Source organism: Erythrobacter sanguineus, from assembly GCF_900143235.1.
GTDB classification, from domain to species: Bacteria; Pseudomonadota; Alphaproteobacteria; order Sphingomonadales; family Sphingomonadaceae; genus Erythrobacter; species Erythrobacter sanguineus.
In genome coordinates, this window is sequence record NZ_FRDF01000019.1 from 1 (window position 1) to 12,711 (window position 12,711).

The 12,711-nt window shown below is 59.7% G+C and carries 12 protein-coding genes; 6 read left to right on the forward strand and 6 right to left on the reverse strand.

Annotated elements, in window-relative coordinates; genetic code table 11:
- Nucleotides 1–364: 364 nt before the first annotated feature.
- The 6 genes from rfbB to BUA05_RS13955 all read right to left on the reverse strand — a co-directional run bounded on the left by rfbB (nt 365) and on the right by BUA05_RS13955 (nt 5,551).
- Nucleotides 365–1,417: a dTDP-glucose 4,6-dehydratase gene (gene rfbB / locus BUA05_RS13930; RefSeq protein ID WP_072675627.1), complete on the reverse strand. Its 1,053-nt coding sequence runs from the start codon at nt 1,415–1,417 to the stop codon at nt 365–367.
- Nucleotides 1,410–2,267 (reverse strand): dTDP-4-dehydrorhamnose reductase, encoded by an 858-nt coding sequence (gene rfbD / locus BUA05_RS13935; RefSeq protein WP_072675628.1) that lies wholly within the window; start codon nt 2,265–2,267, stop codon nt 1,410–1,412. Before rfbD ends, rfbB begins: the two co-directional genes overlap by 8 nt.
- Complete coding sequence (gene rfbC / locus BUA05_RS13940; protein WP_072675629.1) at nt 2,264–2,809, reverse strand: dTDP-4-dehydrorhamnose 3,5-epimerase; 546 nt, start codon at nt 2,807–2,809, stop codon at nt 2,264–2,266. The genes rfbD and rfbC overlap by 4 nt, the downstream gene beginning before the upstream one ends.
- Nucleotides 2,806–3,906 carry a glucose-1-phosphate thymidylyltransferase RfbA gene (gene rfbA, locus BUA05_RS13945; protein ID WP_245790215.1) on the reverse strand — a complete coding sequence of 367 codons (1,101 nt, stop codon included), beginning with the start codon at nt 3,904–3,906 and terminating at the stop codon, nt 2,806–2,808. The genes rfbC and rfbA overlap by 4 nt, the downstream gene beginning before the upstream one ends.
- Nucleotides 3,907–3,926: 20 nt before the next feature.
- The gene (locus BUA05_RS13950) at nt 3,927–4,976 is read right to left on the reverse strand and encodes a glycosyltransferase family 4 protein (protein WP_143150323.1); all 1,050 of its coding nucleotides are present in this window, start codon (nt 4,974–4,976) and stop codon (nt 3,927–3,929) included.
- A gap of 152 nt (nt 4,977–5,128) precedes the next feature.
- Entirely contained in the window at nt 5,129–5,551 is a 423-nt protein-coding gene (locus BUA05_RS13955; protein ID WP_143150324.1) for a hypothetical protein, read from the reverse strand.
- 422 nt (nt 5,552–5,973) lie between these two features.
- Here BUA05_RS13955 and BUA05_RS13960 point away from each other — a divergent pair, with 422 nt between their 5' ends.
- The 6 genes from BUA05_RS13960 (at nt 5,974) to BUA05_RS13985 (ending at nt 12,689) form a co-directional block, all read left to right on the forward strand.
- The gene (locus BUA05_RS13960) at nt 5,974–7,560 is read left to right on the forward strand and encodes a glycosyltransferase family 2 protein (protein ID WP_245790216.1); all 1,587 of its coding nucleotides are present in this window, start codon (nt 5,974–5,976) and stop codon (nt 7,558–7,560) included.
- 106 nt (nt 7,561–7,666) lie between these two features.
- Complete coding sequence (locus tag BUA05_RS13965) at nt 7,667–8,395, forward strand: DUF5672 family protein (protein ID WP_245790217.1); 729 nt, start codon at nt 7,667–7,669, stop codon at nt 8,393–8,395.
- Nucleotides 8,396–8,465: 70 nt separating this feature from the next.
- The gene (locus BUA05_RS13970; protein WP_072675634.1) at nt 8,466–9,944 is read left to right on the forward strand and encodes a methyltransferase domain-containing protein; all 1,479 of its coding nucleotides are present in this window, start codon (nt 8,466–8,468) and stop codon (nt 9,942–9,944) included.
- A 149-nt stretch (nt 9,945–10,093) separates the two neighbouring features.
- The gene (locus BUA05_RS13975; protein WP_072675635.1) at nt 10,094–11,257 is read left to right on the forward strand and encodes a KpsE/RkpR family capsule polysaccharide export protein; all 1,164 of its coding nucleotides are present in this window, start codon (nt 10,094–10,096) and stop codon (nt 11,255–11,257) included.
- 5 nt (nt 11,258–11,262) lie between these two features.
- Nucleotides 11,263–12,045: an ABC transporter permease gene (locus tag BUA05_RS13980; RefSeq protein ID WP_072675636.1), complete on the forward strand. Its 783-nt coding sequence runs from the start codon at nt 11,263–11,265 to the stop codon at nt 12,043–12,045.
- Nucleotides 12,042–12,689: an ABC transporter ATP-binding protein gene (locus BUA05_RS13985; RefSeq protein WP_072675637.1), complete on the forward strand. Its 648-nt coding sequence runs from the start codon at nt 12,042–12,044 to the stop codon at nt 12,687–12,689. The genes BUA05_RS13980 and BUA05_RS13985 overlap by 4 nt, the downstream gene beginning before the upstream one ends.
- The last annotated feature ends 22 nt before the right edge of the window (nt 12,690–12,711 follow it).

Sequence of the window (12,711 nt, forward strand, 5' to 3'; positions counted from 1 at the left end):
TCGAGCACGATGCGGATCTTGTCCTCAGCCGAGAAATGGCGACGGGTTGCACGCCGGATGTCCTTCACCACCCGCTCGGCAGGGGCCTTCTTGGGGGGCGATTTCTTCAAGGAGGGTTGGGTCTTCATCTTCGTTCCTTCGTCACTACGACGAAGCCCTAACCCTCCTTAAATCACAACCTCAAATCTGTGCCATTGGTGCTGACGGGGGACAACGCGCGGATATAGATGAACAATCGGCCGCGCCCGGGCCCGGGGTGCCGGACGGTACTTAGAGATCACAAAAAGGATCTTGCTGGCTGATTGGCTCACGAATTGGGTGAGCCTAAAAGGCGGTGGCCGCTGGGGAGAAAGCCCACCCCAGATCAGGACGCCAGCAGCGCCTGCCACCATTTCTCGTTATCGAGATACCAGCGCAGCGTCTGGCGCAGGCCTTCGTCAAAGCTGTGCGCGGGGGCGTAGCCGAGTTCGGCGCGGGCCTTGGTCTCATCGATGGCGTAGCGGCGATCATGTCCGGCGCGGTCGGTGACAAAGGTCTTGAGACTAGCGGTTGGCTGCCCCTTCGCGGCTGGCGCATCGGGATAGCGCCCAGCAAGGCCCTCGACCTCAGCAAAAGCGCGGTCGACCTCGGCGCAGATCGTGTCGATCACGGTCATGTTCGGCAGCTCCGCCCCGCCGCCGATATTGTAGGTCTCACCCGGCTGGCCCTTGAGCAGGCTGGCCTCGATCCCGCGACAGTGATCCTCGACATGCAGCCAGTCGCGCACGTTCATCCCGTCGCCATAGATCGGCAGTGGTCGCCCATGCAGCGCGTTCAGCAGGAACAGCGGAATCAGCTTTTCGGGATATTGGTACGGCCCGTAATTGTTCGAACAATTGCTGGTCGTCACCTCCAGCCCATAAGTGTGGTGATAGGCGCGCACGAGGTGGTCGGACGCAGCCTTCGACGCCGAATAGGGCGAGTTGGGCGCATAGGGCGTGATCTCGGAGAAGGCCGGGTCATTGGGGCCAAGCGATCCGAACACCTCGTCGGTCGAGATATGATGGAACCGGTGCGGCTGGCCGCTGCCTGCCAGCCAGACGGCCCGCGCCGCTTTCAGCAGGCTGTTGGTGCCGAGGATATTGGTGTCGATGAAGGCGTCCGGTCCGCTGATCGAACGGTCGACATGGCTTTCGGCGGCGAAGTGGACGATCGTCGTGATGTCGCGCTCGCGCAGCAGGCTCTCGACCAGCGCGGTATCGCGGATATCGCCTTCGACCAGTTCCGCATCGGGCGCGCCTGCAAGCGTCGAGCGGTTGCCCGCATAGGTCAGCGCATCGAGCACGATCACACCATCATCAGGATGATGCGCGTTCCAGTAATGCACGAAATTGCCGCCGATAAAGCCGGCCCCGCCGGTTACGAGCAGATTAGCCAAGCTTTGCTTCCTCTTCGAGCATCATGCGCAGATTATCGCGCCAGGGAACCGGCGCATCGCCAAGGAACGAACGGGTGGCGCTGCAATCGAGCAGTGAATACGCCGGACGCCGCGCCGGGGTGGGATATTCCGCCGCGGTAATCGGCCGGATCGTCGGGATCCGGGCGACAAGGCCCAGCGCATGGGCCTCCTCTGCGATCGCAACGGCGAATTCGTGCCAGCTGGCCACCCCGTCATCGCAGTGGTGAAAGGTGCCGGCGGCGCGCCTTTCAACCAGCGCCCAGATGGTGCGCGCAAGGCCCGTGGCCCAGGTCGGCGCGCCGATCTGATCGGCCACGACACTCAGTTCCTCACGCTCGTTCATAAGGCGGATCATGGTGCGCACGAAATTCGCACCGCCCGCTTCATAGACCCAGGCGGTGCGCACCAGCAGATCCTCGGGCCGCAGATGATCCTCGCCCTCGGCCTTGGTCCGGCCATAGGCAGACAGCGGGTTGCGCGCGTCATCGGGAAGGTAGGGGCGCGTGGCCGCGCCATCGAACACGAAATCGGTCGAGACATGCACCAGCTTGCCGCCGGTTTCTGCCATCGCTTCGACCATCGCTTCAACCGCTTCGGCATTGATCGCGCGGGCGAGGTCTTCATCGCTCTCGGCCTTGTCGACCGCAGTATAGGCCGCCGCGTTGAGGATCACGTCGGGCGCTTCGACCGTCAGCCGGGCGCGCAGCATTGAGACTTCGGTGAAATCGCAATCATCGGCATCGATTGCGTTGAGTTCGGCCCAAGCAGGCGCGGTCCGTTGCAAGGCACCGCCAAGTTGCCCGTTCGCACCGGTTATCAGCACCTTCATGCGAACACCGGCACATCGGCGAGAGTAAGCCCGCGCATGTCCTTGTCGGAGATGATCGGATCAAGGCCCGTCATCGGCCAGTCGATCCCGACTGCGGGATCATTCCACGCCAGCGTATATTCGCTCTGCGGGGCGTAGGGCGCAGTGCATTTATAGAGGAAATCGGTATCGTCCTTGAGCGTCAGGAAACCATGGGCAAAGCCTTCGGGCACCCAGAACATACGCTGGTTGTCGGCATCCAGTTCAACGCCAACCCATTTGCCAAAATGCGGCGAGGATGCGCGCAGGTCGACCGCGACATCGAATACTGCCCCGCGTGTCACCCGCACCAGCTTGCCCTGCGGCCCCGGATTCTGGAAATGCAGGCCGCGCAGCACGCCCTTTTGCGAGCGGCTGTGATTGTCCTGCACGAAAGCGAGATGAAGCCCGGCCCCAGCAAAGGCGGCTGCGTTCCAGGTTTCCATAAAAAAACCGCGCGCATCGCCGAACACCCTGGGTTCGATGATCAGCGGGCCGGGAATGGCGGTTTCGATGATGTTCATGGCAATATCGGGCTTTCAAGCAGTCCCAGCAGATATTCGCCGTAGCCCGACTTGCGCAGCGGCTCGGCAATTTCGCGTAGGCGGTCAGCAGTGATAAAACCCTGTCGCCACGCAATTTCTTCCGGGCAGGCGATTTTCAGGCCCTGCCGTTCTTCGGTGATCCTGACATAGGTTGCAGCGTCCAGCAACGATGCGTGCGTGCCGGTATCGAGCCAGGCAAACCCGCGCCCCATGATTTCGACCGACATCGTGCCTTCATCGAGATAAAGGCGGTTCAAATCGGTGATTTCAAGCTCGCCGCGCGGCGAAGGCTTGAGGTCGCGCGCCCGGTCCACCACTGTCTCGTCGTAGAAATACAGCCCGGTGACGGCGTAGTTGGACTTGGGAACCGGCGGCTTTTCCTCGATCGAGATCGCCTTGCCGCTGCCATCGAATTCGACCACGCCGAAAGCCTGCGGGTCATTGACCCGGTAGGCGAAAACGGTCGCCCCGCCCTCGCGCTCATTGGCGCTCCCGAGCAGGTCTGGCAGGCCGTGGCCGTAAAAGATATTGTCGCCGAGGATCAGGGCGCTCGGATGACCCTGTACAAACTCTGCCCCGATATGGAACGCCTGTGCAAGGCCTTCCGGTCTGGGTTGCGTCGCATAGGAAAGCGACACGCCAAAATCCGATCCATCGCCCAGTATCCGCTGGAACTGCGCCAAATCCTCAGGCGTGGTGATGATCAAAATGTCGCGAATACCCGCCAGCATCAGCGTGCTCAGCGGATAGTAAATCATCGGTTTGTCGAAGATCGGCATAAGCTGCTTCGACACGCCGCGGGTCAGCGGATAAAGCCGCGTGCCGGACCCGCCGGCGAGGATGATTCCGCGTCTGGTAGCTTTTGCCGCTGTATCATTCACTAGTGTTTTGATCCTTGTCTTGATGCCTGTACCGCTGGCATTCAACCCTATTGGCGTCAAGGATGCTGCGGTTGAGCATATAGCGAAACTGAAGGATCCACCGCCCTCTGTCGGCTGAGGCGCCCGTCTCCTATGGTCTCTTACCCTCTCGAATATCGTTATGAACGTTAGGTTTCCTTTCTCGTCGGCACTCATGCCGTGTCCATGCGGCACTGCTACCGGCCAAGCACATCCAGGAGCGCATCGACAGTGGTGAAATGCTCGTGCCAATCCGGAACTTGGAATTTTTTCATCCGTAACAACTGCGCATCCCGGCGAGAGCTGGGCTCCTGAGAGTAGTCGCTTACAGCGTCGCACCAAGCCGCAGCGTCGTCGACAGGAAGCAGATCGGGCACATCTTGACCAATTTCGCGAAACACCGGCAAATCGCTCGCGATCACTGGCACGCCGGCGGCCAGCGCCTCTACCAAGGGAATACCGTAACCTTCGGCAAAACTTGGAAACAGCAATGCCCGCGCTCCGGCAAGGACGCTGGCAAGACGCCGGTCATCCAGTGGCCCGACCTCAGTCACGCGCCCGGCGAACTCACCTCTGTCCAATAGAGCGAATACCTCATCCGCTTGCCATCCGCGGCGGCCAACAATGACGAGTCGAGGCGCCGGCCCCGTGCTGCTTGCCCGAATAAGCTTCTGCCACACGGAAAGAAGTAGAGCGTGATTCTTGCGCCCCTCGATCGTCCCAAGAATAACAAAGGTAGGCTGGGACGCGGGCCGCGCCGGCACGGAAGGCAGAACTGGCGTGCCTGGCCAGGCAACTGCCACCGGAGGCATAGTTCGGTCCTCCGCCGCAGCGAATTCGGCTAGCGTGTCGAGTGTATGTGCGCTGTTCGCGACGACACCGCTTGCAGTGTCGAGCACAGTGAGCATTCGGCGTCGGTGGCGTTCGTCCTCACCTGCGCGACAATATTGCGGGTGGGTGACGGGAATAAGGTCGTGGACAAGGTGGATGGGCCGCACATGACGGCGCCGCACCCACTGCCCAATACCTTGTAAATGAAGCCCAGTGTGCCCAGGGTTTAACCAGAAACGTCCGCGCCCGTCGAGGCGATCGCGCAAGTGTCCGGAGCGGCGGACCGCCAGCGAAGCAAGCGCGGCCCGGAAATGCATCGCGTCGCCTCTGGCCCGTCCTGGACGCGCAAGCAGCTGAAATAATGCCTGCGAGGTGCTAAAGGGCAGGATTGCTTGGCCATGGCGATGAATAACCACTGCCTGGGCCTGCGCACCGTAGTGCTCCAACCAAGCGAGGCAAATGCGGTCAATTCCTGTCGCACGCGTACCGCTCCAGCGTCGCCAGATTAGACGGGATACATCGAGTAGCAGCGGGGCATCGTTATCGCGGGATAGCACTGTGCAGCAACTCAGTTCGGCAGGTTGATGACGCCCTCAAGGGTCACCAGCGGAAAGAGCAACTGGCTGACGATCTGCACAAGCTTCGTCGACTGGCTTGTGTCGGCTTTACCGATATACAGCACGTCCCTGTCTTTGGCGGCAAAACGCCCGGCAAGAAGATGAGGGGTCACCTCCATCATATCGATAAAATGAGCCGCGGGCGTTTTGTCTGCATCTCGAACAGACACGAAGCGGAACAGGTATATCGCGCCGTGATCGCCTGGTGTGGCCGGTGAGACGCCTAGATCGTTTTCGATTTGCGAAACGATCCGGCCGCCGGTCAGGCCGTTCGACGAAATCATCGAAAAACCCGCCAAGATCGCCACAGCAGCAATCGCCATCAATGCGAGATATCGCTGACAGGTTAAGTCGAAGGCATTGGTAAGATTCACAAAATTAATCCTAGGGGTAATGGTCTTGGTTGAAAGGCTATAGTCCCTTGCAGGTTTCGCGCAATATATGCGAAGCGGAGACCAGCGCATTTTTGAGAGCATACGCCGTCCCATTCAGAAAACGAATTCGGTGTAGCGGACAGCATGCGGTCAAATAGTTTGAATAGGCGGCGGGCTACTGAAACAAATCGAAGAGCCTACCTTCAGAACTCAGGCGCCGACGACAGCGCTCGCACCGCCAACATGGCGAGAACAACCGAGCCTGCCAAATGTCCGTTATATCGATCTCAGTGTCAGGGAAGCCATGTCCCCGGAACAAGAAGGCTTGTTTCGTTGGCAGGTCAGTTTAACTCGGCGCCATGCCGCACATCCTAGGACAGAAGAGATCACGTGCATGGCGAACAACGCTATTCCGACTTGTCGTGCATTTCGAGGCGCTTTTGCTTGACCCGGTGCGCTATCTTCGTTGTTTGCGGTGGTGGATGGCCGGCAAAAGATTACGCGCGCGGCTGGGCCTGGCGCCGCTTCTGGGCCGCGCCGCCCACGCCTATTCGCTCTGGCAGGTACGGTACGAACCGTTGACAGCCCGCCCCGAACCGCCAAACCCGCCGCGGATCATCGCGCTGGTGGGAGACGGTACCGGCATCGCAGCAACCCTGGCGAGCCTTGCTGCAGAACGATTCGAGGCGCAGGTGGTGGCCGAAGGGTTCGAGATTGGTTCGCTCGCAGACCAGCGCGGTGCTTGGCTGATGCCGCTGGCAAGCGGAGATGTGCTGGCGAGCGGTGCGGGTGCTTGGTACCGCGCCGCCGCCAAAGCAGCGCAGGCCGCCACGCAGGTGATCTATGCCGATGACGACCTAAAGGGCCCTGATCGGGAACGACACCTTCCGCATCTCAAGCCGGACTGGAACAGCGAGCTTTTCCGCCACTTCGATTTCCTGACCGGCGCATCTATCGTGCGGGCAAGCAGCGCGCCCGCTTCGAACTTTGCTTCACAGGGTTGGGCCGCAAGGCTGGTAACCGATGCCCTGCACGCCGCCAATCGGGCGGATGAAGCTGCGCTGCACATCCCCGCAATCCTCCACCACCGCCGCATCCGGCCTGCCCCGTGCGTTCCGCTAGCGCCGGTCCAGCCAACGACCACGGATCACACCCTGCCGCGCGTCAGCATCCTGATCCCCACGCACAACCGGCATGATTTGCTCGGCATCTGCCTCGACGGGCTGTCGCGTACCATCTATCCGCATCGGCTCGACATCATCGTAATCGACAATCGCAGCGATGATCCCGCTACGCTCGATTTTCTGCGCGCGATCGAGCCCGCTTTTGCAAACGTGACGCGCGACGATGGGCCATTCAACTTTGCCGCGATCAACAATCGGGCTGTACACGCGGCGCAGGGCGAGCTTCTGTGTTTTCTCAACAATGATGTCGAGCTCACCGATCCCTACTGGCTGATTGCGATGGCGCGCCAGGCGGTACGCGCCGACGTCGGCGCGGTAGGGGCGCAGCTGCTTTACCCCGATGGCCGGATCCAGCACGCAGGGGTAGTGGTCGGTATCGGCGGGGCGGCCGCGCATGCTCACCGGCTGATCGACCCGCAGGAAGAGGGGTATTTTTACCGCCACGCCTTGCCGCAGTTCACATCCGCCGTGACTGCGGCATGCATGGTCGTGGAACGCGCTAAGTTCGTGGCGGTAGGAGGCTTCGATGCAGAGCGGTTCGCGGTATCGTTTAATGATGTCGATCTGTGCCTAAGGCTCGCAGCACGCGGGTGGCGCAGTCTTTACGAGCCGCGCGCGCGGGCGGTACATCATGAATCAGCCTCGAGGGGATTGGATCGGGACCCGCGCGGCGCGGCGCGACAGGCCCGCGAAGTGATGGCCTTGGAGAAGCGCTGGGGAACAAAACTTGCATTATTCGCCCCTACAGGTGACAGCAGCAGCCCCGACCCCTTTCACCACCCGGCGTTGAGCCGACTGAGCGAGCAATTTGTCCTAGACCTGTGATCAAAACCTGATGATTCCCCCCGCACCTGCCCTCACTTCCGTGTCCGCCCCCGACTCGCGCCCGCTTTTACGCGATGTCACTTTATGTGCGTTAAGTTCATCGAATGTGGCCGCCACGATCAGCGCGCTCGAAGCCAGCCTAGCCGAAATTGCGGTGGCCGAGACGCTGCTGTTCACCGATGCCGATCCGGCCGCGCTGGGGATCGTCATGTCGGACGCGATCCGCTTTGTGCCAATCGAACGCATTCGATCTTCGGCAGCCTATTCGCGCTTCATTCTCGAAGATCTGGCCGACCATGTCGACACCAGCCATTGCCTGATCGCGCAATGGGATGGCCACGTAATTGACGGTACGCGCTGGTGCGATGAATTTCTCGAATACGACTATATCGGTGCCTCGTGGCCACAGTTCGATGAGGGCCATGCGGTTGGCAACGGCGGGTTTTCGCTGCGAAGTCGGCGGTTGATGGAAGCTTGCCGCCACCCTGATTTCATTAGCCATCACCCGGAAGACGTTGCGATTTGTCGGACGAACCGCGTGATGCTTGAGCAGTTTGGCCTGCGCTTCGCTCCGGTTGATCTGGCTGACCGCTTTTCTGCCGAGCGAGCCGGTGATCCGGCCACGGCTTTCGGCTACCACGGGGTGTTCCTGATGCCACAAGTGCTGGGCGCCGAGCGGTTCTGGAGCCTGTGTCGCAGGCTCGACGACCGCGCGACATTGCGGCATGATTTTGGTGACTTGCTGCGTATGGTCATCAAGGGAAGGAATGGTTTATGGCGCGGACTGGTGTTGGCAATCGGGTACCTCAAGGACTTAACGCTCAGGCGTTTATGACCAAGCCCCGCTAACACCACGGGCCAGCGTCGCACTGAAGCCACAGAATTAGCAAGGGTTGCTACAAGTCATGCATGATACTGCACTCGAGATCGGTCGACTTGCGATCGAAATTTACGCGAGCAAAGACGCCAAAATCCTCGAATTGGGATCGATGGACGTTAACGGTTCGTTACGCCAGTTCGCGCCGGAGGACAGCAGCTATCTCGGCGTCGATCTGGAGCCGGGCAAAAGTGTCGACATGGTGGTCGAACCGGGCAAGCCGCTCCCATTCGAAGACGGGGCTTTCGATCTGATCCTTGCTTCGTCCGTGTTCGAGCACGACCCTGCCTTCTGGGCGACCTTCCTCGACCTTGCACGCTTGCTACGCGACGGCGGGCACCTCTACATCAATGCTCCGTCCAACGGAGCGGTGCATCGCTATCCTGAGGATCACTGGCGGTTCTACCCCGACTCCGGGCTCGCGCTCGAACGCTGGGCGACATCGCAGGGGCTTCCCGTCAGACTGATCGAGAGCTTTACGGCGCCGCGTAAGGGCGACACGTGGAACGATTTCGTCGCCATCTTTCGACGCGGCGAGAGCGAAGCTGGACTGAAAGGGAGGTTCCTGCATACCGTCTTCGACGGCAAGAACGTCTGGACATTGGGTGCCAGCAAACCCCTCAAGCCGTCCGATCCGACCGAAGACATGCTGTTGCTCAAGGGGGCGCAGGAGAAGTCGAGCAAGCTCGAAAAGGAGGTTGGGGAAATCCGCGCAAAAATCGAGCGGATTTCGCAAGACGCTCACACGCTCGAAAGCACGTTGCGTCAGCGCGAGGAGGAGATCGAGCAGGTCACCCGCGAACGCTCCCAACTCGAACAGGGTGCCAAGGCCAAGCAAAACGAGCTCGGTGAGCGGCTCGAAACTTTGCAGCAGGAACGCGATGCCGCCCGGAACGCGCTGGCAACAACCGAAGCCCGGCTCGAGGAACAGGGCAAGGCGCTTGCGCATCAGCAAGCCGAAACGATTCGTCACGAAACTGCCAAGGCGGAGGCGCTCGCAGAACTTGCGGTCAACCAAGCCAAACTGTTCGCCAGCGAGGCAAGGCTGAACGAACGGGAAGAATCGCTCGCGAAACTGAAGGCCAAGGCAAAGAAGGCTCGCAAAGCGCACCGGGAAGTGGAAGGCTCACTCGAAGAGCGGTTCAGCGAACTTGCAACGCTAACCCGGCTGCTTAATGCGGCGGAAAACGGTGGTCGCGATGCCGATGCGCGCCGCAAGACCTCAGAATCGCAACGCCTCGCAGCCGAGGCGCGGAGCCGTGCAGAAGCTGAGAACCGCGCCTGGCTGGTGCGTGTACACGCCCATCTGGCGGAGATGAGATTCTGGACCGCTTTGCTCCCGCCTCCTTATCGCGAACAGCGTCGGCTTAAGGTCATGCGCAGCGCCGGATTATTCGACGCAGAGAAGTATCTTGAGCTCTATCCCGATGTGGTGGCGGCAGGCATGGACCCGCTGCGCCACTATATTCTCCACGGCATGGAAGAAGGGCGTGAACGCCCGGTCTAAACGCTGGTTCGGGTAAGAAACGATCAACTTGAGGCACGAATATTTGGGCAGCACCGGATTTTGCTGCTAATGGCTGCACGTTAACCCCGATCCTATCCTTCGCGCCGCCCGGGGCGCTCCCTTCATAACTCCGAATTGACGATTTAGACATGGAACACATTCCCCAATTGCAGCGCCGGATTGAGGCGACCAGCAAGCGCAGCGAGCTTGCCGTCCTTTTGGGGCAGTGGCGTTGGCTTGCCCTGTTCGTGCTGCTACCGACGATGCTCGCAACGCTGTACTATGGCGTCATCTCAGCGGATATTTATGTTTCGGAATCGCGGTTCGTCATTAAGGCGCCCGAGCGCACACGAAGCAGCGGGTCCGCGATCGACGGATTGCTACAGAGCACCGGACTGGGCAGCGGCACCGAACAAGCGAGTGAAATCATCGGCTACCTGCGTTCGCGTAATGCGCTGTCCGACCTGTCGCAGAAGATCAATGTTCGCGCCGCCTTCGGTTCAAGCGAGGCGGACATCCTGAGCCGATTCCCGCTGCTTTACCAAAGCAACTCGTTCGAAGACCTGTACGAATATTACGGCTCTATGGTCACAGCCCAGACCGACAGCGAAACTGGGCTAACCGTCCTCAGCGTCAGCGCCTTTACCCCTCAAGAAGCACAGGTACTTAATGCTGGGCTGCTCAATCTCAGCGAAGAATTGGTCAACCGGCTCAACACACGGGTCAATTCGCAGGCGATCGCTGAGGCTCAGGCTCGCGTGGATGTGGCGCAGGAACGGGTGCGCGACGCGCGGATCAAGCTTGGCTCCTATCGCAATTCCTCGCAGTTACTCGACCCGCAGCAGCAGGGAATTGGCGTGCTCGAGGTCTCGAACGCGCTGATCGCACAAGAAGCCGCTCTGCGCGCGCAGCTCTCCGAAATTCGCCGCAACGCCCCAAATCACCCGTCAATCCCCGCTCTACAGGATCGCATTGCCGGCCTCGCGCAGCAGGTGGCCGAACAGACTGGGCGCGCTGTCGGCACCCCTGACGGCATCGCCGCCAAGATCACCGAATACGAAAACCTGCTAGTCGAACAGGAATTCGCCGAACAAACTCTTACCGCCGCCAATGCGGCGTTGGAGCAGGCGCGGGTCGAAGCGCAGCAACAGCAATATTACCTCGAACGCGTGGTCGAACCCAATCAGCCGGATGATGCGATCAAGCCCGCCCGGCTGCGCGGCATTCTTGCGGTCCTGTTCGGCACGCTGTGCCTGTATCTTGTTGGCTGGATGCTGTCGGTGGGGATTCGCGAACACGCGTCGGAAGATTGACGGCGATGAAAAGTTTCAACGCAGGGTTGCGTGTCCAGATCAAGGTCATTCAGGCCCTAACCAGCCGCGAACTGATGACCCGATTCGGACGTGAAAATATCGGCTTTTTATGGATTATGGCTGAACCGCTCCTGTTTGCAGGATTGGTCGGCATCGTATGGTCTTTCATTAAGGCGCCTGACAATAGCGGAATAAATATTTTCGCCTTTGTGATGACTGGCTATGTTCCACTTACGTTCCTGCGCTCTTCATTCGGGCGATCGGCAAGCATCTTCGTGGCCAATTCGTCGCTGCTCTACCACCGCCAGGTTAAGGTGCTCGACTTCATCATCGTGCGGGTCCTGGTCGAATCGGTCGGCGCAATGATGGCCTATATCTTCGCCGGGATCATCTTGGCGTTCCTCGGGCTTTTTCCGTTCCCTGCCGATGTCGGAGCGCTCGTGCTGGGATGGGCAATCTATGTGTTTTTCGTGTTTTCGGTGTGCACAATCATTGCCCCGCTATCGGAAGTCTCGGAAGTGACCGAGAAGCTCGTTCCGATCACCACTTACATTGCCATCCCTTTTTCCGGCGTATTCAACCTAGCAGCATGGCTACCGGTGGATCTTCGCGATGCGCTGATGTGGTCCCCACTTGTCAGCGGAATGGAACTCATGCGCTATGGTGCGTTCGGGAGCGTGGTCACACCTTATTACGATATTCCAAAAGCGCTGGGCCTGTCGATTGCCTGCCTACTGGTTGGGTTGATATTATGCCGCCGAGTTCGCAGGACAATGACCATCACATGATCGACTGCTGCGATCTCCATATGAATTACCGCAGCGGGCATGTGACCAAGCATGTGCTCAAGGGCGTCAGTTTCGCGATCAATCCGCGCGACCGGATCGGCCTGCTCGGGCGGAACGGAGTTGGCAAGTCAACCCTGATCCGGCTGATAGGTGGGGTCGAGATGCCAAGTTCAGGCAATGTGGTTCGCCGCATGACCTGTTCTTGGCCGCTCGGCTTCACGGGCGGTTTTCAGGGTAGCCTGACCGGTTATGACAATGCCCGCTTCATCGCCCGCATCTACGACAAGTCCTACGCTGAAATGCGCGATTTCATTGAGGACTTCACCGAATTAGGCAGCAATCTCAAGATGCCGGTCAAGGATTATTCCTCCGGCATGCGCGCGAGGCTAGCATTTGCTCTATCCTTGGCGATTGAGTTCGAGTGTTACCTCATCGACGAGGTGATCATGGTTGGCGACAAGAATTTCCAAGACAAGTGCAAGGCCGAATTTTTCGAAAAGCGGACCGATCGTGCACTGTTGTTGGCATCGCACAGCCTTGAAATGGTGAAGCAATATTGCAACCGGGCAATCGTTCTTCACAATGGCAAAGCGACCTTGTACGAAGACGTTGCGGAAGCAGTGACGATGTACGAATCGCTCTAAGATTGGCACGGCCATGGCGAGG

Coding starts and splice junctions, on each gene's coding strand:
- rfbD (WP_072675628.1), bottom strand. CDS start 2,267: ATGAAGGTGCTGATAACCGGTGCGAACGGGCAACTTGGCGGTGCCTTG.
- rfbC (WP_072675629.1), bottom strand. CDS start 2,809: ATGAACATCATCGAAACCGCCATTCCCGGCCCGCTGATCATCGAACCC.
- rfbA (WP_245790215.1), bottom strand. CDS start 3,906: ATGAGTGCCGACGAGAAAGGAAACCTAACGTTCATAACGATATTCGAG.
- BUA05_RS13970 (WP_072675634.1), top strand. CDS start 8,466: ATGCATGATACTGCACTCGAGATCGGTCGACTTGCGATCGAAATTTAC.
- BUA05_RS13975 (WP_072675635.1), top strand. CDS start 10,094: ATGGAACACATTCCCCAATTGCAGCGCCGGATTGAGGCGACCAGCAAG.
- BUA05_RS13980 (WP_072675636.1), top strand. CDS start 11,263: ATGAAAAGTTTCAACGCAGGGTTGCGTGTCCAGATCAAGGTCATTCAG.
- BUA05_RS13985 (WP_072675637.1), top strand. CDS start 12,042: ATGATCGACTGCTGCGATCTCCATATGAATTACCGCAGCGGGCATGTG.